Below are 21,809 nucleotides of genomic sequence, written 5' to 3' on the forward strand. Positions count from 1 at the left end.
TTTTTGTATGGCCTGCAAGTGGGAGTTATCCAGCAAAAAGGGGCCAAAACCCACGGTTTATGGCAAACTTCGCGCCTATAAACGCCGGCCCCGCGGTTTTGAGCCTTCACGGTCTCGGGCAGGTCGGAATAAAGCGATGCCAGGTTTTCGTCCCACGGATGGGAATAGACCCTTTGTGTGTTGGTACGAAGGTACCAATGCTTTCTGCCTGAACAGATTAGAGACACGACCATGCATAACGTCGTCATCAGCGGCACCGGCCTGTACACCCCGGCCAACAGCATCTCCAACGAAGAGCTGGTGCAGTCTTTCAATACTTACGTCGCGCAATTCAACGCCGACAACGCCGACGCTATCGCGCGCGGCGAAGTGGAAGCATTGACCGAGTCCAGCGCCGCGTTCATCGAAAAAGCTTCCGGCATCAAGAGCCGCTTTGTCATGGACAAGGAAGGCATCCTCGACCCGCAACGCATGGCCCCGCGCCTGCCGGAGCGTTCCAACGACGAGTGGTCGGTGCTTTGCCAAATGGCTATCGGCGCTGCCGAACAAGCCTTGCAGCGTGCCGGCAAGACCGCCGCGGACATCGACGGCGTGATCGTCGCCTGTTCCAACCTGCAACGTGCCTACCCGGCCATTGCCATCGAAGTCCAGGAAGCGCTGGGCATCCAGGGTTTCGGTTTCGACATGAACGTGGCGTGCTCGTCCGCAACCTTCGGTATCCAGACTGCCGCCAACAGCGTTCAACTGGGCCAGGCCCGGGCAGTCCTGATGGTCAACCCGGAAGTCTGCACCGGCCACTTGAACTTCCGTGACCGCGACAGCCACTTCATCTTCGGTGACGCTGCCACTGCGGTGATCATCGAGTGTGCCGACCTGGCGACGTCCAGGTACCAGTTCGACATCGTCAGCACCAAGCTGCTGACCAAGTTCTCCAACAACATCCGCAACAACTTCGGCTTCCTCAACCGCGCGGCGGAAGAGGGCATCGGCGCCAAGGACAAACTGTTCGTGCAGGAAGGCCGTAAGGTGTTCAAGGAAGTCTGCCCGCTGGTTGCCGAGCTGATCAGTGAGCATCTGCAAGAGAACCAGCTCAACGTCAGCGACGTGAAGCGTTTCTGGCTGCACCAGGCCAACCTCAGCATGAACCACCTGATCGTCAAGAAACTGCTGGGTCGCGACGCCACCGAACAGGAAGCGCCGGTGATTCTCGACACCTACGCCAACACCAGTTCCGCCGGTTCCGTGATTGCGTTCCACAAGAATCAGGACGATCTGGCCGCCGGTTCGCTGGCCGTGCTCAGTTCGTTCGGTGCCGGTTATTCGATTGGTAGCGTGTTGCTGCGCAAGCGCTGAGTCTGCGGCTTAAAAAGATCGCAGCCTGCGGCAGCTCCTACGGGACTGGATTTCAACGTGATATCGCGGTGAATCCGCTCTGTGTAGGAGCTGCCGAAGGCTGCGATTTTTTTGCGGGAGAGAAAACAGTCTCGCGTTGATGCATCGGAGGATGATGGGGACCGACACATCAACAGCCAGGCTGTAAAAGGGGCCCGGGCTTCCTTGCCCGAGTCGTGTAGCGGGGGGGGAATCAGAACTTGGCTTCGGCATCCAGTTGCAGGGTGTTGATGTCCGAATCCTTCTTGTTGATGTTGGCGTTGGTCTGGTCCGAGGTCGCCATGAAGTAGGTCGCGCCCAGGGCAAAGTTCTTGTCCAGGTCGTAGCTCACTTTCAGCTTGCTGCCGCGCGAACCGGTGTAGCCGTTGGCGAAGTCGGAGTCGGTGAAGGCACCCACCACAGCGTTACGCTGCACGTCGCGGTAGTTGTAGTCCACGTTGAAGCCGTAGAGCTTTGACTTCACGCCGGCCAGCCAGCCGGTGTCCTGGTCGTTGCTGGCATCGGTGTTGTTGACGTACTGACCGTAGATCGACAGCGGTACTGGCAGGTTGCTGAAGTCCAGCTGACCAAAGCCTTCGTACAGTTTGAACTGCTCGCCCGGGCTGTTGCCGTTGACGGCCAGTGCGCATGGCGCGGTGACGGTACCCGAGGTAGGGCAAGCGCTGCTGTCGTCGTTGTCGTAGGCGTAGAGACTGCCGCCCAACGTCATTTTCATGCTGTCGGTGATGGCGAAGCGCGCACCCAACTGGCCGGCGTACAGACGCAGGTCGTGCTTGAACTGCACGCCTTCGCCGTCGACGTTGTCCTTGAGGGTGTAGTGACCGGCGCTACCGAACAGCTCGGTGCTGCCGCTCAGTGGGTATTTGTAGGTGACGGCCAGACCTTCCGGGTTGATGTCGCTATCCCAGATGATGTCGCCCATGCTCACCCATTGTTGCGGCATCTTGCCGCCAACCAGGTGCAGGTTCTTGATCGCGTCCGGGTGGTAGTCGATGTAACCCTGGTCCAGCCAGATCTGCTTCTTGTCGAAGTAGTTGTTCAGGTCCTGGTTGGTCGAGCGAGCGTCGTCGTTGCTGCCGGTGGCGATACGGATACCGGTGTCGACCTGCGGGTTGATTTCGCTGTAGGCACCCAGGCGGGCACGAATGCGCTGACGGTCCTGGTCCTTGTTGTTTGGCACGCCATCGTTGTGCACGGTTTCCTGACGGAAGCGTACGTCACCCTTGAACTGGGTCTTTGCCGCCCATGCAAGCTTCTGGTCGAAAGCGCTCAGTGTGTCGGTTTTCTTCGCGGTGGCCGCGATTTGCTCGTTGGTCTCTTGCTGAGCCTGACGGGCGATCTGCTGGTCTTTCTGATCCCTGGCCAGCTCGGCTTGCAGTTCGCTGTACTGCGCGTTGGTGATCGAGCCGTTAGCCTTGAGCATGTCGAGCAGTTTGGCGTCGACTGCGGCACTGGCCGGAACACTCATGGCCAGCAACAGGCCACCGCACAAGGCCGCCGCAGTTTTCATGGAAGCAAGACGCATATCAATCTCCGAAGATGAGAGGGGATGACAGAGCCATCCGGGACACAACCGACCGTAAGGGGCGGAAAACAGTGGCCGGGTATAACCCGACGCTCTAAAAACAGGCGCCAGTATCGCGATGGTTTATTACAGACCGGTGGCAATGTGATGTCATGTCGGTGACGATACAAAGTCGCCGTGAACTATTGAGTTAGAACACTGCCGTCGTTTTGCCCGTGTGCATTGCAAAGCGATAGGCGATACTCGCGGGGCTTTCACGCCATGAAGAGTGAGGATGGTGATGCCGTTGCAACGCCTGCAAAAACTGTCAGAAATCGCCCCGCAGACGTGGGACGCACTGGTGCCCGAGACTCAGCCTTTTCTGCGTCACGCTTTTTTGAGTGCACTGGAAGACAGCGGCAGCGTCGGACCCCATACAGGCTGGCAGCCCGAGCATTTATTGCACGTCGAAGGAGATCGACTGATCGCCGCGCTGCCTGGTTACCGCAAGTGGCATTCCTACGGCGAGTACGTGTTCGATCACGCCTGGGCCGATGCCTGTGAACGTGCCGGCATCGACTACTACCCCAAACTGTTGAGCGCGGTGCCGTTCAGTCCCGTCACGGGACCACGGCTGTTGGCGGCCACGGTCGAAGACGGTTTCGAGTTGTTGAAAAGCCTGCCGGGCTACCTTGAGCTTGAAGGGCTCTCCAGCGCCCACATCAACTTCACCGATCTGTTCACCGACGCGGCACTGAGCGAGCAACCGGGCTGGCTGCAGCGCGTTGGCTGTCAATACCACTGGCAGAATCGCGGCTACCGGGATTTCCAGGACTTCCTCGACGTGCTCAGTTCGCGCAAGCGCAAACAGATGCGCAAGGAGCGCGAACAGGTGGCGGGGCAGGGCTTCGATTTCGAATGGCTCGAAGGTCGGGAACTGAGCCAGGCGCAATGGGATTTCGTTTATGCCTGCTACGCCAATACTTACGCAGTGCGCCGGCAAGCGCCGTATCTGACCCGGGAGTTTTTCAGCCTGTTGGCCGAACGCATGCCGGAGTCGATTCGCGTTGTATTGGCCAGGCAAGGTTCACGGCCGGTGGCGATGGCGTTCAGTCTGGTGGGGGGCGACAGCTTTTATGGGCGTTACTGGGGATGCCTGGCGGAGTTCGATCGCCTGCATTTCGAGACCTGTTTCTACCAAGGCATGGACTATGCCATTGCCAACGGTTTCCAGCGTTTTGATGCCGGTGCCCAGGGCGAGCACAAGTTGATTCGCGGATTCGAGCCAGTCATTACCCATTCCTGGCACTACTTGCGACATCCGGGATTGAAAGCGGCGGTGAAAGACTTTCTGGAGCAGGAACGCCTGGGAGTGCTGGCTTATGCAGAGGATGCGAAGTCAGCCTTGCCTTATCGACAAGGCTGATCTTCAGCGTTTCAGCTTTCTTCCTTGCCCAGCCAGCGATACAGCACGCCGCCGGCCACTGCGCCGAGTAGCGGTGCGACCCAGAACATCCACAGTTGTTGAATCGCCCAGCCGCCGACGATCAATGCCGGGCCGGTGCTGCGCGCCGGGTTGACCGAGGTGTTGGTGACCGGGATCGAGATCAGGTGGATCAGCGTCAGCCCCAGGCCAATGGCAATCGGCGCCAGTCCTGCCGGTGCACGCTTGTCGGTGGCGCCGAGGATGATCAGGATGAACATCGCGGTCATCACCAGTTCACAGACAAACCCTGCCGCCATCGAGTAGCCGCCAGGGGAGTGTTCGCCGTAGCCGTTGGACGCCAGGCCTCCCGCCAGTTCGAAACCGGGTTTGCCGCTGGCAATGAAGTACAGCAGGGCGGCGGCAATCACGCCGCCGATGACCTGGGCAATGATGTAGGCCGGCAATTCCCTGGCCGGAAATCGCCCACCCACCACCAGGCCGAGAGATACCGCGGGATTGAGATGACAGCCGGAAATATGGCCGATGGCGAAAGCCATGGTCAGCACGGTCAGGCCAAACGCGAAGGACACCCCGAGCAGGCCGATCCCCACCTCCGGAAAAGCCGCGGCCAACACCGCGCTGCCGCAACCACCCAACACCAGCCAGAACGTACCTACCAACTCAGTCGCCGAACGTTTTAACAGAGACATAAGAGAGTGCCCTTTCGAGATTATGCTGCCTTGAGCATCCAGCCGATGGACTGCAGAACCATCTCCAGAACGTTGGAGTGAGTACAGCACGGTTTTTTCATAATTCCAGCAGGCATAAAAAACCGCCAGGCCCCGTTGTTGACGGGGCCTGGCGGATATCTGTGATCGATCTGCTTCACTGGGGGACCCTGTGGGAGCGAGCTTGCTCGCGATAGCGGTGGACCAGGCAACATTGCTGTCGACTGACACTCCGTCTTCGCGAGCAAGCCCGCTCCCACAGGTTTTGTGGCCGCCGCAATACTCAATCGATCCCGACAAAACCACCGGTCTGGTGTTGCCACAACCGCGCATACAAACCGCCATGGGCGAGCAGTTCGGCGTGGGTTCCGGTTTCGGCGATCTTGCCGTTTTCCAGCACCACCAGCCGGTCCATCCGGGCGATGGTCGAGAGCCGGTGAGCGATGGCTATCACGGTTTTGCCCTGCATCAGGGTTTCGAGGCTTTCCTGGATCGCTGCTTCGACTTCCGAGTCCAGTGCCGAGGTGGCCTCGTCCATGATCAGGATCGGCGCGTCCTTGAGCAGTACCCGGGCGATGGCGATGCGCTGGCGCTGGCCGCCGGAGAGTTTCACCCCGCGCTCACCGACGTGGGCATCGAAACCGGTGCGGCCTTCACCGTCCGACAGTGATGGAATGAAACCGTCGGCCCGGGCCTTGTGCACCGCTTCCCAGAGTTGCGCGTCAGTGGCGTCGGGTTTGCCGTACAGCAGGTTGTCGCGGATCGAGCGGTGCAGCAGCGAGGTGTCCTGGGTGATCATGCCGATGCGTTCGCGCAGGCTTTCCTGGCTGACGTCGGCGATGTTCTGGCCGTCGATCAGGATGCGTCCACCTTCAACGTCGTACAGGCGCAGCAGCAGGTTCACCAGGGTCGATTTGCCGGCGCCGGACGGGCCGATCAGGCCGATTTTCTCGCCAGCCTTGATGGTCAGGTTGAGGTCGCCGATGATCCCGCTCTGCTTGCCGTAGTGGAAATCCACCTGTTCGAATCGCACTTCGCCACGGGCCACCGCCAGGGGTTTGGCCTGGTCGCGGTCGGTGATGCCGACCGGTTGCGAGATGGTCTGCAGACCGTCCTGCACCATGCCGATGTTTTCGAAGATGCCGGTCACCACCCACATGATCCAGCCGGACATGTTGACGATGCGGATCACCAGGCCGGTGGCCAGGGCAATCGCCCCGACGCTGATCAACGACTGTGTCCACAACCACAGGGCCAGGCCGGTGGTGCAGACGATCAGCAAGCCGTTCATGCTGGTGATGACCACGTCCATGCTGGTGACCACGCGGCCGGCCAGTTGCGCTTTTTCGGTCTGCTCCTTGATGGCTTCGCGGGCGTATTGCTGTTCGAAGTTGGTGTGGGCGAACAGTTTCAGGGTGGTGATGTTGGTGTAGCCGTCGACAATCCGCCCCATGAGTTTGGAGCGCGCATCGGACGCCACCACCGAGCGATCCTTGACCCGTGGCACGAAATAGCAAAGGGCGGCGATGAAGGCGAAGATCCATGTCAGCAGCGGGATCATCAGGCGCCAGTCGGCTTCGGCGAACAGCACCAGGGAACTGATGGCGTAGATCAGCACATGCCACAACGCATCCACCGCCTGCACGGCGGAATCGCGCAGTGAGTTGCCGGTTTGCATGATGCGTTGGGCGATGCGCCCGGCGAAGTCGTTCTGGAAGAAATTCAGGCTCTGCTTGAGCACGTAGCTGTGGTTTTGCCAGCGGATCATGCTGGTCATGCTGGGACTCAGGGTCTGGTGCACCAGCAGGTCATGCAGGCCGACAAATATGGGGCGCAGCACCAGCGCAACCACCACCATCCAGGTCAGTTCGAGGGCATGATCCTGGAACAGACTGACGTTTGGCGTGCCTTGGGCCAGGTCGATGATGCGGCTCAGGTAGCTGAACAGCGCCACCTCGATCAAGGCACCAATCAGGCCGACGATCAGCAGGGCGGCGAAGCTCGGCCAGACCTGCTTGAGGTAATAAGTGTAGAAAGGGAAAACCCGGTCCGGCGGAGACGCCGTCGGTGCTTCACGGAAAACATCGATCAGTTTTTCAAAGCGGCGATAAAGCATTGGTTGTTCACCCGCGAACGGGCTCTCCTTTTAACGTGTTGAGCGTTGCCGGCAGACACCGGCAACGGCTCGGACATCCTTGTCCAGCTTAGTCTCAGTCGATGCGCTTGGCCGACTTGATGAACACCGGGTCCGCCGGCACGTCTTTCATGCCGCCACGGGCGGTGGTTGGCGAGTTGACGATGATGTCCACCACGTCCATGCCTTTGACCACTTTGCCGAACACCGCGTAGCCGTCGCCCTGGTCAAGGAAGTCGTTGTCCTTGACGTTGATGAAGAACTGGCTGGTGGCCGAGTCAGGCACCGACGTACGGGCCATGGACAAGGTGCCGCGCACGTTATGCAGGCCGTTCTTCGATTCGTTCTTGATCGGTGCGTTGGTGTCTTTTTGCTGCATCTGTTGAGTGAATCCGCCGCCCTGGACCATGAAGCCCGGGATCACCCGGTGGAAAATCGTGTTGTTGTAGAAGCCTTTGTCGACGTACTCAAGAAAATTCTTGGTACTGATCGGGGCCTTGACCGCGTCCAGTTCGATTTCGATCTGGCCGTTGGTGGTGTCCAGCAGCACATGCGGTGCCTTTTCCGGCGTCGCGGCCATCAGGTTGGCGGCAAACAGGACGGAGCCTGCGGCGAGGGCGATTTTTTTCAGCATGGGTCAGTGATCCTGAGTGGTGGTATCGACTGCGGTCAGAAACTCCAGCAGTGTTTGGTTGAAGTGTTCCGGCTGGTCCAGCGGCGTGGCGTGGCGTGAATCGGCGATCACCACCAGCCGCGCGTCGGGCAGCAGTTTTACGTAGTTTTCCTTCAGCGCCACCGGCGTGTAGTCACGGTCGGCGCTGACGATGAGGGTTGGACAGGTGACCTTCGAAAGTCGTTCCTGAACCCCCCAGCCGACAATGGCGTTGAAGCTGGCGAGATAAGCATGTTTGTCGTTTTTTGCCCAGCGCTCGGCCATTTTTTGTCGCAAGTCGGCCTGCTCGGGTTTCGGGAACAGCTTGCCGCCCAGCGCCTTGCCGATGGTACCCAGGCTAAGGGCGCGCATCAGGCTCCAGCGCTTGAACCACTGCCAGTAATCGTCGCGGCTGCGCAGTTTGACCTCTGGCGCGCTGTTGACGATGCATAGGCTTTTGAGCAGTTGTGGCTGATCCACGCCCAGCTGGAAGCCGATCATGCCGCCCATGGACAGGCCGACATAATGTGCCGGACCGAGATTGAGGTGTTCGATCAATGCAATCAGGTCGGCGCTGAATCCGGCAATGCTGTAGCGCTCCCGGGGTTTGTCCGAACGGCCGTGACCGCGCACATCCGGGACGATCACCCGGTAGCGGGTGGCCAGTGTCGGGATCTGTTTTTCCCAGTCCAGGGTGCTGGAGCCCAGGCCATGGACCAGCAGCAGCGGCGTGCCGTGGCCATATTCCTCATAGTGCAGGTTGCAACCTTCGTGTTCGAAATAGGCCATGCATACACTCCGTGTCAGGCTTGTTCGGGGGCGGCGAACGGTGCGTCCAGTGGTGCGGTGTCAAAGGTACGCAGCAGTTCGATGAGAATCTGCGTGGCCGGCCCCAGCGGTTTGTCCTTGTTCGAATACAGGTAGAAGCTCGGGTTACGGCTGCCGCCCTGATCCAACGGTAGCAGCTTGAGCGTGCCTTCCTTGAGTTCCCGTTCGATCATGTGCCTGGGCAGCCAGGCAAAACCCAGGCCGCTGCTGACGAAGGTCGCGGCGGTGGCCAGGCTGCCGACGGTCCAGCGCTGTTCGGCGCCGAGCCAGCCGACGTCCCGCGGTTGCTGGCGGCCTGAGTCGCGGATCACCACCTGCATCTGGCTTTCCAGGTCCTGGAAGCTCAGTTCGCGGTTGAGGCGGTGCAAGGGATGCTCCGGGTGGGCGACTGCGACGAACTCGACGTCGCTCAATTCCGCGCCCAGGTAACCGGGAATACTGAAGCCCGTGATGGCCAGGTCGGCCACGCCTTCGAGCAAGACTTCCTCCACCCCCGACAGCACTTCCTCACGCAGGCGCACCCGGCAGCCACGGCTTTGCGGCATGAACGCGGTCAAGGCGCGGACGAGGCGGGCGCTTGGGTAGGCGGCATCGACCACCAGGCGCACTTCGGCTTCCCAACCCTGCTCCATGTGATGGGCCAGGTCTTCGAGTTGGCTGGCCTGTTTCACCAGTTGCCGGGAGCGGCGCAACAGCACCCCGCCGGCTTCGGTCAGTACGGCTTTGCGTCCGTCGATGCGCAGCAACGGCACGCCAAGTTGATCCTGCATGCGGGCCACGGTGTAGCTGACTGACGATTGCGAGCGATGCAGCGCCTCGGCGGCCTGGGCGAAACCACCGTGATCGACCACGGCCTGCAGCGTTCGCCATTGATCGAGGGTCACGCGGGGCGCTTTCATGTTGAGCTCCTCTTGTCCTAAGCTGGCAGCCCTTATTGGAGGCTGCCGAATGAAAAAAATCTGTTGTGTGCTGCTGGCGCTGCTGCCGCTGACGGCGTTTGCTTATCCGATTGATGTGCAGAAGAACCTCAACGGAATGAAGATAGACTTTGAAACCTTCGACACCGACAGCGATATCGGCTCCATCCGGGTCGCCAACTACGGCGACGTCGATGCGAGCTGCAAGGCGGTTTTCAGCAATGGCCCGGAAGCCCCCCGCACTCGCAAGATCGATGTACCGGCCGGCAAACACAAAAACGCCACGGCCAAATTCAGCCGCAACATCATCAAATTGCGCATCGAGCTGACCTGCACCCCGAAATGACGCCAGGCTCTTCTGTGGGAGCGAGCCCGCTCTCACAGGGTATGCAGAGCTTATAAACGAATTTCTTGATGGGTTATAGCAGTTATTTGCGCTTTTTCATCGATATGACTCTGTTTAACCTTCACTCCATCGACCTACCGCATTCTCAGATGGAGGCTACATCCCATGTCCCGCGTTCTGATCATCGAAAGCAGTGCCCGTCAGCAAGACTCGGTTTCCCGCCAGTTGACCCAGACCTTCATCAGCCAGTGGAAAGCCGCTCACCCGAATGACCAGATCACCGTCCGGGACCTGGCCGTCAAGCCCGTGCCGCACCTGGACATCAACCTGCTGGGTGGCTGGATGAAGCCCGCCGAGCAGCGCAGCGACATCGAGCAGGCGTCCCTGGAGCGTTCCAACCAGTTGACCGATGAATTGCTCGCTGCCGACGTACTGGTCATGGCCGCGCCCATGTACAACTTTGCGATCCCCAGCACCCTGAAAGCCTGGCTCGACCATGTGCTGCGTGCCGGCGTGACCTTCAAGTACACCGAGACCGGTCCGCAAGGCCTGCTCAGCGGCAAGCGTGCCTATGTGTTGACGGCTCGCGGCGGCATCTATGCCGGCAGCACCGCCGATCACCAGGAACCGTACCTGCGCCAGGTCATGGGCTTCATCGGCATCCACGACGTGACGTTCATCCACGCCGAAGGCATGAACCTGGGCGGCGACTTCCAGGAGAAAGGCCTGAACCAGGCGAACGCCAAGCTTTCGCAAGTGGCCTGACCGGTTAATCGCCAGATAATCGCTGGATGGTCTAGTGACCTGGCGCAACCCTTCAAGCCTGTACGCGCATCGAACCTCCCTTCGCACTTGTTGCTCCTGAGTGCCCTGGCCCGATTGAACGCTTTAGCGAGATCGGGCTTTTTTTTGCCTGCGATCTGACGAACACCTGCAAAACCCTGTGGGAGCGAGCTTGCTCGCGATTGCGGTGTGTCAGACAAGGTGTTGTCGACTGACACTCAGTCATCGCGAGCAAGCTCGCTCCCACAAGGAATTTGTATTATTTGGGTGTTCGCGATCAGCAGCAAAAACCGCTATCGTCGCCGCCATTCGAAATGAGGCGAGCATGGGCTATCTACTTTTTGTCACGCTGATCCAGGCGTTTTCCTTCAGTTTGATCGGCGAATACCTGGCCGGTCATGTCGACAGTTACTTCGCCGTGCTGGTACGCGTGTTGCTGGCGGGGCTGGTGTTCATCCCGCTGACCCGCTGGCGTTCGGTGGAGCCGGCATTCATGCGCGGCATGCTGTTGATCGGCGCGTTGCAGTTCGGCGTGACCTATGTCTGCCTGTACCTGAGCTTTCGCGTACTGACGGTGCCGGAAGTGTTGCTGTTCACCATCCTCACGCCGCTGCACGTGACCCTGATCGAGGATGCGCTCAATCGTCGTTTCAATCCATGGGCCCTGGTCGCGGCTCTGGTGGCGGTGGCGGGGGCGGCGGTGATTCGCTTTGACCGGATCAACCCGGACTTCTTCATGGGCTTCCTGTTGCTGCAACTGGCCAACTTCACCTTCGCTGCCGGGCAGGTGCTCTACAAACATCTGGTCGCGCGTCATCCGAGCGATCTGCCGCATTACCGTCGCTTCGGCTTCTTCTACCTCGGTGCTCTGGCGGTGGTGTTGCCGGCGTTTCTGCTGTTCGGCAAACAGGACTTCCTGCCTGAAGCACCGTTGCAATGGGGCGTGCTGCTGTTCCTCGGACTGGTCTCGACCGCTTTGGGTCTTTACTGGTGGAACAAGGGGGCGTGTCTGGTCAGCGGCGGGACCCTGGCGGCGATGAACAACCTGCATGTGCCAGTGGGGCTGCTGATCAATCTGCTCATCTGGAATCAGCACGAAGAACTGGGGCGGTTGTTGCTCGGCGGTTCGGTGATTTTGCTGGCGGTGTGGATCAGTCGGTTGGGCGTACGCCAGTCGTTGGTGGCACGCTGAACCCTGTGGGAGCAAGCCCGCTCCCACAATAGATTGTGTGATCTTCGAAAATCACTTCGGCGCCAGTTGCCCCACCAGAAACTCGATAAACGCCCGGGTCTTCTGTGGCACCCGCCGCGCCGACGAATACACCGCATTGATGGTGATCGCCGGGGCCTGCCATTCACACAGCACTGGCACCACTCGCCCGGCCGCCAGCGCATCCTCGACGATGAAGTCGGGCAGCAGGGCGATGCCCATGCCGGCTTCGGCGGCCTGGGCGAGCAGGTCGCCGTTGTTGGCGTGGAGTGGGCCGGTGACGTTCACCCGTTGGGTATCCTTGCCATTGCACAGTTGCAGGCTGACACCGCTCTGCAGATACCCGTAGTTCAGGCATTGATGGGCGCGCAGATCCTGCGGAGTCTGCGGAACGCCCGCGCGCTCGAGATAAGCCGGGGATGCCACCATGATGCGTGGTGCGGGTGCCAGTTGCCGGGCGATCATCGTCGAGTCGGGCATGCTGGCGATACGGATGGTCACGTCAAACCCGCCCCGCACCGGGTCGACCTGCTGGTCGCTGAGCACCAGTTGCAACTCGATGTTCGGGTGCTGTTCGTGAAACAGCGGAATCAATGGCCCCAGCCGCCGAAGACCGAACGACATCGGCGCATTGACCCGCAACACACCGCGTAACTCACCGATGCCGTCACGGGCGCGTTGCTCGGCCTCGTCCAGTGCCGCCAACACCTCCCGTGCAGCATCGAAATACTCGGCCCCGGCTTCGGTCAGGTGCAGGCTGCGGGTGGTGCGTTGCAGCAATTGCACACCGATGGCTTCTTCCAGCGCCTGAATCTGTTTGCTGACTTTCGAGCGCGGCACATCCATGGCCCGGGCGGCTGCGGCGAAGCCGTTCTCGCCGACCGTGACGACGAAGGCGCGCATGCATTCGATGCGATCCATATTGTCCCTTTTTTAGAATCAATGTTTCTCGATTTTAGGTAATTGTCCCTTTTATCGCCAGCCCCTAAAGTGACATCCAAGCCGACAACAACGCCGCAGAAGGCACGGTCGACTACCCCCTCACCCATTCGAAGTATCGACATCAAAAGGAACGCGCCATGTCTATTCGTGAACTGCTCAACCCAACCAACTCCGCCCTGATCCTGATCGACCACCAGCCGCAAATGGCTTTCGGCGTGCAGTCCATCGACCGTCAGACCCTGAAGAACAACACCGTGGGCCTGGCCAAGGCGGCGAAGATCTTCAACGTGCCGACCATCTACACCTCGGTCGAAACCGAAAGCTTCAGCGGTTACATCTGGCCCGAATTGCTGGCTGTGCACCCGGATCAAAAGCCGATCGAACGCACTTCGATGAACTCCTGGGAAGACAAGGCACTGGTAGACGCGGTGAAAGCCACCGGTCGCAAGAAGCTGATCATTGCCGCGCTGTGGACCGAGGTGTGCCTGACTTTTCCGGCATTGGAAGCCCTGGCTGAAGGCTATGAGGTGTACATCGTCACCGACGCCTCCGGCGGCACCAGCAAGGAAGCCCATGACATGTCGGTGCAACGGATGATTCAGGCCGGCGCGGTGCCGGTGACCTGGCAACAAGTGTTGCTCGAATACCAGCGTGACTGGGCGCACAAGGATACTTACGAGGCGGTGATGGAACTGGTGCTGGAACACAGCGGCGCGTACGGCATGGGCGTGGATTACGCCTACACCATGGTGCACAAGGCACCGCAGCGGCAGGTGAAGTAACCCGCAAATTCTGAAAATGATGTAACCCCTGTGGGAGCGAGCTTGCTCGCGATTGCGGGCTGTCAGACGACACATATGTTGACTGACACGCCCTCATCGCGAGCAAGCTCGCTCCCACAGGTTTTGTGGTGTTACACCCTGCGCTTTTCAGCTTCGGGAATATGGCTCGCCCCCAGCACCGCCGGCAATACTCCCGCACGCAAATCCATACCGCTCGGCTGCTGATACAGGCTCAAGCCAAACTCCGGCAGCACCGCCAGCAGGTAGTCGAAAATATCCCCCTGAATCCGCTCGTAATCAGCCCACGCCGTGGTGCCGGTAAAACAGTAGATTTCCAGCGGAATACCCTGGGCCGTGGTCTGCATCTGACGCACCATGCAGGTCATGTTCGGCTGGATCCCCGAATGACTCTTCAGGTAGGCCAGCGCATAGGCGCGGAAAGTGCCGATGTTGGTCATCCGCCGACGGTTGGCCGACATGGCCGCGACGTTGCCCTGGGCTTCGTTCCAGGCCTTGAGTTCGGCCTGTTTGCGGGTCATGTAGTCGGTGAGCAAGTGCACCTGGGACAGCTTCTGTTCTTCGTCGTCACGCAGAAAGCGTACGCCGCTGGCGTCGATGAACAGGCTGCGTTTGATTCGGCGGCCACCGGAAGCCTGCATGCCGCGCCAGTTCTTGAACGACTCCGACATCAGGCGCCAGGTCGGGATCGAGACAATGGTCTTGTCGAAGTTCTGCACCTTGACCGTGTGCAGCGTGATGTCCACCACATCGCCGTCGGCGCCCACCTGGGGCATCTCGATCCAGTCGCCGACCCGCAGCATGTCATTGCTGGTCAGTTGCACGCTGGCGACGAACGACAGCAGCGTGTCCTTGTAGACCAACAGGATCACCGCCGACATGGCGCCCAGGCCTGACAGCAGCAACAGCGGCGAGCGATCGATCAGTGTGGCGACGATGATGATCGCGCCAAACACGTACAGCACCATTTTCGCCAATTGCACATAGCCTTTGATCGAGCGGGTGCGGGCGTGCTCGGTGCGGGCGTAGATGTCCAGCAGGGCGTTGAGCAGGGCGCTGACCGCCAGCAGCAGAAACAGGAAGGTGAAGGACAGTGCGACGTTGCCGAGGAAGTTCAGGCTGGTTTTGCTCAGGTCCGGCACCAGATTGAGGCCGAACTGGATCACCAGTGAAGGGGTGATCTGCGCCAGGCGATGGAACACCTTGTTCTGTAGGAAATCATTGACCCAGTGCAGGGCCGGCTGGCGGCTGAGCATTTTTGCCGCGTGCAGAATGAGGTAACGCGCCACCCGTCCGAGGAACAGCGCAATCGCCAATAGTAGCAACAGCGACAGGCTGGAGTGCACGAGCGGGTGCTGGTCGAGGGCACCCCAAAGGTCCAGGACGTTGGTCCAGAGCTGTTTGATATCCATGGTTGAAACGATTCTTCTATAAGGCACGAGAGGGGATTAGAGCATTTAAGACGCTTTGTATTACGTTTCGGGAAAAATCAGGCAACAAAAAACCAACTGTTTACCGCCATTTGTATAAAGAAACTCGGCCTGAGCGCTCGAAACCGTTACCCTATGCAGCTGTTTTTTTGCATTTCTTCGAGGTAGCACCCGTGTTTTCCCAATTCGCCCTGCACGAACGCCTGCTCAAAGCCGTGGCCGAGCTGAAATTTGTCGAGCCAACGCCTGTGCAAGCCGCGGCCATCCCGCTGGCGCTCCAGGGGCGTGACCTGCGGGTGACGGCGCAAACCGGTAGCGGTAAAACCGCTGCATTCGTTTTGCCGATTCTCAACCGTCTGATCGGCCCGGCGAAAATCCGCGTCAGCATCAAGACCCTGATCCTGCTGCCGACCCGCGAACTGGCCCAGCAGACCTTGAAGGAAGTTGAACGCTTCTCGCAGTTCACCTTCATCAAGTCCGGCCTGATCACCGGCGGTGAAGACTTCAAGGTCCAGGCCGCCATGCTGCGCAAGGTACCCGACATCCTGATCGGTACCCCGGGCCGGATGATCGAGCAATTGAACGCCGGCAACCTCGACTTGAAAGAAGTTGAAGTGCTGGTGCTCGACGAAGCCGACCGTATGCTCGACATGGGCTTCGCCGACGACGTTCAGCGTCTGGTGGACGAGTGCACCAACCGTCAGCAGACCATGCTGTTCTCCGCCACCACCGGTGGTTCGGGCTTGCGCGAGATGATCGCCAAGGTCCTGAACAACCCTGAGCACTTGCAGCTCAACGCGGTCAGCCAGCTGAACGAAACCACTCGCCAGCAAATCATCACCGCTGACCACAACCAGCACAAAGAACAGATCGTCAACTGGTTGCTGGCCAACGAGACCTACCAGAAAGCCATCGTGTTCACCAACACCCGGGCCATGGCCGACCGCATCTACGGCCGCCTGGTGGCGCAGGAATACAAGGCGTTCGTGCTGCACGGCGAGAAAGACCAGAAGGATCGCAAGCTGGCGATCGACCGCCTGAAGCAGGGCGGCGTGAAAATCCTCGTGGCCACCGACGTCGCAGCCCGTGGTCTGGACGTGGACGGCCTGGACCTGGTGATCAACTTCGACATGCCACGCAGCGGTGATGAGTACGTGCACCGTATCGGTCGTACCGGTCGCGCCGGCAACGATGGCCTGGCCATCTCGCTGATCTGCCACGGCGACTGGAACCTGATGTCGAGCATCGAGCGCTACCTCAAGCAGAGCTTCGAGCGCCGCACCATCAAGGAAGTCAAAGGCACCTACGGCGGACCGAAAAAGGTCAAGGCCTCGGGCAAGGCTGTTGGCGTGAAGAAGAAAAAGACCGACGCCAAGGGCGACAAGAAAAAAACTGCCGCCAAGACCCCGACCAAGCGCAAGAGCGCCAACCGGCCCAAGAGTGATTCCCTGGTCAGCAAGGACGGCATGGCCCCACTCAAGCGCCGCAAGCCGGAAGCACCGGCGGCTGAGTAAGTCGTTGTAGACGATCAGTGAAAAACCCGGACAGTGTCCGGGTTTTTTTATCCCTGGTGTTTTATCAGCCTTCGGCTTTCTTCTCGGCAGACTCCAGTTCCTTCAAGCGCTGGTCGATCAACTGGCACTTGTCCGGCAGGTCCTTGGCGGCAGTGCCCAGATCCATCTTCTGCAACTCATCATTGATCTCCTTGGCCTTGGTCGGATTTTGCTCGGTGAGCCTTGCCACTTCCCGGGCCAGTTGCTCGCGCTTGGCAGTGGCTTCGTCGGGGGTGCAGGCCCAGGCGGGCAGGGCGCAGGCGAGGGTGATAGCGAGGGTCAGCTTGCTCAGGGTTTTCATAAGCGTCCTCTGTTCCGGCAACGGCAGATATCCGGTTGAGGGGACAACGGCAAGAAAAGTTCAGCCGAGGTGGCGGATAAGTCTGGTATAGGGTGGCCAACAAAAAACCGGACAATGTCCGGTTTTTCTACACTCGGCAAAGTGATGAAAGAGTCGTTCCGTTTACTCAAGCCTCGATCACTTGACCGCAATGAATCCTCTTTCCATCGAGATATGCTTGTTTCCATATTTATGAAAAATCGGTACTACCCGTGCCGAGGCACTGCAGACTTTCTGTAACAGATCGATGGGACGCTGGCCCATGGCCGCAATCTCCCACTCAGCGCCTTTCAAGAACGGCACGCCATAATGGAAGCTTCCAACTGTTGAGAAGCCGATCTCATGTAATGTTTTTTCGATGAGTTCCCTGGAGTGAAATACGTGTTTCGACCAGTTTTCAGGGCACCAGTTTTTCCACAGTTGCGCGCCAACAGCTTCCATGTTCGGCATCGAAAAAAGCAGCCTGCCGTTACTCTTCAAGGCGGAAAATGATTTCTCAAGCATAGGCCTTGGATCAATGAAATGTTCCAGGACACCCCAGTGAACGACGGTGTCGTATTGCTGGTCGGGTGTCCAGTTGCATATGTCGGCGTTGAGGAAGTGGCCTGAGCATTGATTGATATCAAACAGCTCCTTGACTACTTTCAGACCTTCATCGGAGAAATCGAGCGCAGTGACGTCTGCGTCCATCCATTTATTCATGGACAAGAGGCGTTTGTTTTCACCGCCACCTCCCAGTTCCAGAATACGAGTGCCCTTGATCGAGCCAAGCCGCGCATGAATCAACCTGGCGAAGAGGCCATTTTTCCCGTAGTAGAAATCTGAACCGCTCAATGCAGACAGCGAGGACTGTGCAGGGGACCACACACTGTCCCAATAGCTTTCGTCAGTCACTTTATTCTGGTCTTGTCGTCCTGACACAGTTCTCTCCAATAGTTTTTTTAGTGTTGTAACTGTCAGAAAGTCTTGAGCGTAGCTTAAAGAAATGACAGTTCACCGGTCATTTCATCGGCTGAGCACTATTTCTTTTCGGGCGGATCGGGCGCTCTTCGCGAGCGGGCCCGATTCAGTTTCAAGGCTAACCCCCATGGCAGCAACCAGGGTTAGCCTGTTCTTCGTACCGGTCGTGATGCCGCACCCACTCCATGATCTCGTCCTCGTTGCGGCCCTTGGGCGTCAGGTCGAGGTAGTTGTAGGCGCCGACCAGCATGTCCAGGCCCCGGGCATAGGTAGAGTAGGTATGGAAAATTTCTCCGGCGTCATTGCGATAAAACACGCTGAGACCGGGGAGTTCTTCTTCGGCGCCGTCGGTTTTTTCGTAGTTGTATGTAGCCTTTCCGGCGGCGACGTCTTCAGCTCGGGCGGTGACGCCAAAGTCGTAGTTGAAATCGCAGCCTTCGGACGACACCCAGTCGAACTTCCAGCCCATGCGCCGTTTGAAAGCCTGGAATTCGGCGAACGGTGCGTGGGAAACCACTACCACGGCCACGTCATGGTGGGCCAGGTGCTGGTTGGCGCCGTCGATGTGATCGCTCAGGTACGAGCAACCAGGGCAGCCTTCATCCCAGCCCTCGGCGAACATGAAGTGGTAGATCACCAACTGGCTGCGCCCCCCGAACAGGTCCGCCAGTTTCAGTTCGCCGTCGGGCCCCTGGAAATGGTAGTCCTTGTCGATTTTCACCCAGGGCAGGGCGCGGCGTTCGGCGCTGAGTCTGTCCCTTTCCTTGGTGAAGGCTTTTTCGTGGGCCAGGTGCTGTTTGCGGGCGGCGAGCCATTCTTCCCGCGATACGACGGGATGGTTCTGAATGTTCATGTTGTTTTCTCCTGCATGGGGCGGGGAGGTGACTTACACAGACTAGTCGTTTGGCTTGCGTGGATTTCGACATGCCGTCGGTCGGTCGTCTGCAAACGCCCGGCTGAACGGCGGGCGGGCGTACCGGTCACAACCTGTAAGGTCCGTGCAATTGCACGGGCATCAATCGAACGGGCACCGGAGGTTGAATCAGGATGACGACTTACAATTGGGACTTGATTGAGCGCTTGCTGCATGAAGTGCAAAACAGTGCGGGCCACAGTTTTACGCCGCGGCCTTACGCCGAACAGCATGCCGCGCAGAAGGCTGCGGAAGGTGAGCCGATTGAAAATCTTGATCACTTGAAAACGGTGGCTGGAGAGTACGAAAAGTTACTGCTGGCGCGTGGCTATATCGAACCGCGACCGGAGGACGAAGGTGGTACGGGCACCAATTACATTCTGACGGCGCGGGGTTCGCGTTTGTTGAGCCTGATCGACAGCAGCATCCCCGGCAATGATCACCCGCGGCAGGTGCTGGACGAACAGGAGGATGCGCTGGATGAGGTGACGTTCGATGAGGTGGCGTCGAGGGCGCAGATTGCCTGATGTTCTCATGCAATCCTGTGGAATCACCCTGTGGGAGCAACTCGCTCCCACATTGGTCTTGTGTTGTCCTCAGCCTTGTTTCCCGGCTTTCAGGCACTTCAAGTCGCTGAAGTCTTTCCTCACACCCTCGATTTTCTTCAGCAACCGTGCGCGTTGGCTCGGCGTGCTTTCAGCCATCAGATCCACGAACAGTGAACGCGCCTGGGCTTCGGTGTTGGCAAAGGCCTGCCGATAGGCGGGTGTCCACAAGCTCTCACGATTGACCAGAAGTGTCTCGATGCGTTGTGGGAATTCGGGGCTCTGGCGTTGGGCAACAGCTGCACTGAACTGTTTCTGCCAATGGACGCGGTTGGCAAGCCACTGGGTGTTCTGCTCGCCCAGGGTCCTGGACCATGTGGCTACCCGTTGTTGCTGGGTAGTGTTCAGAGGCCCGAGCCAGTCGTTCAGGCGCTTCTCCATGCGCGCGCCGCGTTCCTTGATCTGCTGGTCGAGGGAAGGTTTGAGGTATTCCTGCTGGCGTTTGCGCTGGTCCTTGGCAAAGGCGTCGTTCATTTCGGCGACTTGCTTGTCATCCAGCCCTTTCAGCAACTCGATGGCCGACGGGGTGATTTCCCGCGCGGTCTCGGCGATCGCCTGTTCGGCTTCGTGGGCGCGGGCTTGCAAGGCTGCATCGGTGACCTGGTTGGTGGTGATCATGGTTTGCAGACGGTCCAGCCAGTCGAGGTAGCCGGGCAGTTGGGTGGTGCAGTGCCAGCTCAGGTGTTCCTTCAAGCGTTCGTCCAGCCAGCTTTTTTGCTCGCCGTTCATGTCCAGGTAGTCACTGAGCGTCCACGGGATGATCACATCGAGATTGCGGTAGGCCAGGCCCACGCGGCTGCACGCGCCGAGGGCAAGGGCAACTATCAGCATAAAGGCGATATGTTTGAACCAGCGGGACATGGGCGAGTCCTTGCGAAAGCCAGTCTTCGGTGTCTGATTCTCATGTGAACCCAAGAGGAGCCCGGCAGTTCAGCCGATCAATAGAACGCGTGTTCGGCCTTGAGCGTCACCAGCCCGTCGCACTGGTTGTTGTGCCCGGCATAGGCCGAGCAACCGCTGCCGCTCAGGTTGGAGTCACTGTAGATCAGGTCGAGGTCGATGCCCATGAACGGGCGGGACAATTTCAGCGACCAATCGGTAAAACTGCCTACATACCCGCCATCCACCGCCACTGGCGTATTGAATTGGTGGGTGGTGTATTTCAGGCTGATGCCTACACCGAAAGGTTGATTGCCGCTCAAGTCAGCGAACAGAGTGTTGTTCTGTTTGTCCGGGTCATTGCTGAAGGCGATGCCGAATCGGCTGCCGAGCAAGGTCAGGCCGCCGAACAGTTCCTGGCTGTCAGGGGTCGTGACTTCGGGGTAGCTGTAGCGGATCAGGCCCACTTCGTAGCCGAGGGTTTGGTCGAAGGGTTGTTTAAAACCCATGTAGGAATCGATCTCGAGGTCTTTCCCCGGGCTGATCCCCACGCTGGGCGACCATTGGCCCACGTAGAAACCGCTGTCGTGGCTCAGATCCAGGCCGCCGTGGAACGAACCGACGGCCGACGGTTTGACCAGGCCCTGGGCCATGCTGCGGGTGGGGGTGGTGCCGAGCTTGAGGTCGAAGCCCCCCAGCTCACGCTGAAAGATTTGTGCGTGTGCCACGGAGCAGGCCAGCAGGCTGGCGAGCAATGCCGATAGATAGAAAGGTTTGAACATGCGTCACTCCATGAACAGCGAGGACAGGCTGGCGGGCCCGCTGAAACGCTTGATCCAGACGTGTGCAAGAATACCGGCGAATGATCGGCAATGAAGGCCGTTCGTCGATTTCCGAACGATTTGAAGGAGTGGCGGGGGGAATAACGAGGGTTCCAGTCCAAGCGCTTCGAAGCTCAAAGCGCTTTGGGACCAGGTGACGCGGGGGGATTACTTTTTGCCCAGGGTGATCTGCTTGGACGGGCCGAACGTCTGGCCGCTGACGCCTTTGGCAATTTGCTGGATTTCACCGCCGGACTTGAGGAACGCAGCGATCTGGCTGTTGATCGATTCGCTGGTTTCGACGGCTGGAGCTGGCTTTGCTTTGCTGGTGGATGCTTTTACGCGCATGGCGGCCATTAACCTGTAGAAAATTAACTTGGCCAGGCATCGTACAGGAATTACCTGATAATTGCTTGGCAAATATCCCCTCGGCATATTCTTGAGGACGGGGTAATCAGTCACCGGACAATATCCGAAATATGCACCTAAGCCGCTGTTTTAACTAAAAACATTGCCCGAAAAAATATCGTGTTGCGCTTGCCTGGGCATGGCGTAAATGCCCGGAACGGCCTGACGAGCGGCCAGACGCGGGATGAAACCCCGGGAAAATTAAGGGTTTCAGAGGATTTTCTCGCGCCACCGGGCC

The 21,809-nt window shown here is 59.0% G+C and carries 22 protein-coding genes; 8 read left to right on the plus strand and 14 right to left on the minus strand.

Annotation, left to right across the window (positions count from 1 at the left end; genetic code table 11):
* Positions 1–231 precede the first annotated feature (231 nt).
* Positions 232–1,353, plus strand: a complete 1,122-nt coding sequence (locus AB4O40_RS24780; protein ID WP_460057587.1) for a beta-ketoacyl-ACP synthase III — start codon at positions 232–234, stop codon at positions 1,351–1,353.
* A gap of 232 nt (positions 1,354–1,585) precedes the next feature.
* Here the strand turns inward: AB4O40_RS24780 and AB4O40_RS24785 are convergent, their stop codons facing one another.
* Positions 1,586–2,917 (minus strand): putative porin, encoded by a 1,332-nt coding sequence (locus AB4O40_RS24785; protein ID WP_056721383.1) that lies wholly within the window; start codon positions 2,915–2,917, stop codon positions 1,586–1,588.
* A 280-nt stretch (positions 2,918–3,197) separates the two neighbouring features.
* On the opposite strand from AB4O40_RS24785, the gene AB4O40_RS24790 reads away from it, so the two are divergent.
* Positions 3,198–4,322: a GNAT family N-acetyltransferase gene (locus tag AB4O40_RS24790; RefSeq protein WP_056722284.1), complete on the plus strand. Its 1,125-nt coding sequence runs from the start codon at positions 3,198–3,200 to the stop codon at positions 4,320–4,322.
* Positions 4,323–4,333: 11 nt separating this feature from the next.
* On the opposite strand, the gene aqpZ is transcribed toward AB4O40_RS24790, so the two are convergent.
* The 5 genes from aqpZ to AB4O40_RS24815 all read right to left on the minus strand — a co-directional run bounded on the left by aqpZ (position 4,334) and on the right by AB4O40_RS24815 (position 9,563).
* Entirely contained in the window at positions 4,334–5,032 is a 699-nt protein-coding gene (gene aqpZ, locus AB4O40_RS24795) for an aquaporin Z (protein ID WP_056721385.1), read from the minus strand.
* Between the two features lie 301 nt (positions 5,033–5,333).
* Positions 5,334–7,166, minus strand: coding sequence for an ABC transporter ATP-binding protein (locus tag AB4O40_RS24800; RefSeq protein WP_409079343.1), 1,833 nt, complete (start codon positions 7,164–7,166; stop codon positions 5,334–5,336).
* 94 nt (positions 7,167–7,260) lie between these two features.
* Positions 7,261–7,818, minus strand: a complete 558-nt coding sequence (locus AB4O40_RS24805; RefSeq protein WP_056721389.1) for a peptidylprolyl isomerase — start codon at positions 7,816–7,818, stop codon at positions 7,261–7,263.
* A gap of 3 nt (positions 7,819–7,821) precedes the next feature.
* Entirely contained in the window at positions 7,822–8,625 is an 804-nt protein-coding gene (locus AB4O40_RS24810; protein ID WP_056721391.1) for an alpha/beta fold hydrolase, read from the minus strand.
* 14 nt (positions 8,626–8,639) lie between these two features.
* On the minus strand, positions 8,640–9,563 hold the full coding sequence (locus AB4O40_RS24815; RefSeq protein ID WP_008018223.1) for a LysR family transcriptional regulator: 924 nt from the start codon (positions 9,561–9,563) through the stop codon (positions 8,640–8,642).
* A gap of 49 nt (positions 9,564–9,612) precedes the next feature.
* On the opposite strand from AB4O40_RS24815, the gene AB4O40_RS24820 reads away from it, so the two are divergent.
* The 3 genes from AB4O40_RS24820 (at position 9,613) to AB4O40_RS24830 (ending at position 11,902) form a co-directional block, all read left to right on the plus strand.
* Positions 9,613–9,927 carry a hypothetical protein gene (locus AB4O40_RS24820; RefSeq protein ID WP_056721393.1) on the plus strand — a complete coding sequence of 105 codons (315 nt, stop codon included), beginning with the start codon at positions 9,613–9,615 and terminating at the stop codon, positions 9,925–9,927.
* A gap of 165 nt (positions 9,928–10,092) precedes the next feature.
* Positions 10,093–10,692 (plus strand): FMN-dependent NADH-azoreductase, encoded by a 600-nt coding sequence (locus AB4O40_RS24825; RefSeq protein ID WP_046043697.1) that lies wholly within the window; start codon positions 10,093–10,095, stop codon positions 10,690–10,692.
* Between the two features lie 343 nt (positions 10,693–11,035).
* Positions 11,036–11,902: a carboxylate/amino acid/amine transporter gene (locus tag AB4O40_RS24830; RefSeq protein ID WP_056721395.1), complete on the plus strand. Its 867-nt coding sequence runs from the start codon at positions 11,036–11,038 to the stop codon at positions 11,900–11,902.
* A 51-nt stretch (positions 11,903–11,953) separates the two neighbouring features.
* Here AB4O40_RS24830 and AB4O40_RS24835 read toward each other — a convergent pair whose 3' ends face one another.
* Positions 11,954–12,841, minus strand: a complete 888-nt coding sequence (locus tag AB4O40_RS24835; RefSeq protein WP_056721397.1) for a LysR family transcriptional regulator — start codon at positions 12,839–12,841, stop codon at positions 11,954–11,956.
* Between the two features lie 158 nt (positions 12,842–12,999).
* Here AB4O40_RS24835 and AB4O40_RS24840 point away from each other — a divergent pair, with 158 nt between their 5' ends.
* The gene (locus AB4O40_RS24840; RefSeq protein ID WP_008018228.1) at positions 13,000–13,644 is read left to right on the plus strand and encodes a hydrolase; all 645 of its coding nucleotides are present in this window, start codon (positions 13,000–13,002) and stop codon (positions 13,642–13,644) included.
* Between the two features lie 131 nt (positions 13,645–13,775).
* Here AB4O40_RS24840 and AB4O40_RS24845 read toward each other — a convergent pair whose 3' ends face one another.
* Complete coding sequence (locus AB4O40_RS24845; protein WP_056721399.1) at positions 13,776–15,074, minus strand: mechanosensitive ion channel family protein; 1,299 nt, start codon at positions 15,072–15,074, stop codon at positions 13,776–13,778.
* 191 nt (positions 15,075–15,265) lie between these two features.
* Between AB4O40_RS24845 and AB4O40_RS24850 the strand changes: the two genes are divergently transcribed.
* Entirely contained in the window at positions 15,266–16,606 is a 1,341-nt protein-coding gene (locus AB4O40_RS24850; protein ID WP_046043701.1) for a DEAD/DEAH box helicase, read from the plus strand.
* Positions 16,607–16,670: 64 nt separating this feature from the next.
* Here AB4O40_RS24850 and AB4O40_RS24855 read toward each other — a convergent pair whose 3' ends face one another.
* The 3 genes from AB4O40_RS24855 to AB4O40_RS24865 all read right to left on the minus strand — a co-directional run bounded on the left by AB4O40_RS24855 (position 16,671) and on the right by AB4O40_RS24865 (position 18,798).
* The gene (locus AB4O40_RS24855; protein ID WP_056721400.1) at positions 16,671–16,946 is read right to left on the minus strand and encodes a hypothetical protein; all 276 of its coding nucleotides are present in this window, start codon (positions 16,944–16,946) and stop codon (positions 16,671–16,673) included.
* Between the two features lie 177 nt (positions 16,947–17,123).
* Positions 17,124–17,879, minus strand: a complete 756-nt coding sequence (locus AB4O40_RS24860; protein WP_162252401.1) for a class I SAM-dependent methyltransferase — start codon at positions 17,877–17,879, stop codon at positions 17,124–17,126.
* A gap of 184 nt (positions 17,880–18,063) precedes the next feature.
* A complete protein-coding gene (locus AB4O40_RS24865) occupies positions 18,064–18,798 on the minus strand; it encodes a DUF899 domain-containing protein (RefSeq protein ID WP_414913234.1) in 735 nt (244 codons plus the stop codon).
* 194 nt (positions 18,799–18,992) lie between these two features.
* Between AB4O40_RS24865 and AB4O40_RS24870 the strand changes: the two genes are divergently transcribed.
* Positions 18,993–19,385, plus strand: a complete 393-nt coding sequence (locus AB4O40_RS24870; protein ID WP_056721407.1) for a hypothetical protein — start codon at positions 18,993–18,995, stop codon at positions 19,383–19,385.
* A 69-nt stretch (positions 19,386–19,454) separates the two neighbouring features.
* Here AB4O40_RS24870 and AB4O40_RS24875 read toward each other — a convergent pair whose 3' ends face one another.
* From AB4O40_RS24875 to AB4O40_RS24885, 3 genes are all read right to left on the minus strand, one after another.
* Positions 19,455–20,324 carry a DUF6279 family lipoprotein gene (locus AB4O40_RS24875; protein ID WP_056721408.1) on the minus strand — a complete coding sequence of 290 codons (870 nt, stop codon included), beginning with the start codon at positions 20,322–20,324 and terminating at the stop codon, positions 19,455–19,457.
* Between the two features lie 77 nt (positions 20,325–20,401).
* Positions 20,402–21,124 (minus strand): TorF family putative porin, encoded by a 723-nt coding sequence (locus tag AB4O40_RS24880; protein ID WP_056721411.1) that lies wholly within the window; start codon positions 21,122–21,124, stop codon positions 20,402–20,404.
* A 207-nt stretch (positions 21,125–21,331) separates the two neighbouring features.
* Positions 21,332–21,520 carry a hypothetical protein gene (locus tag AB4O40_RS24885; protein WP_015096330.1) on the minus strand — a complete coding sequence of 63 codons (189 nt, stop codon included), beginning with the start codon at positions 21,518–21,520 and terminating at the stop codon, positions 21,332–21,334.
* Between the last annotated feature and the right edge of the window lie 289 nt (positions 21,521–21,809).

This window comes from Pseudomonas sp. S2_F07, assembly GCF_054668325.1.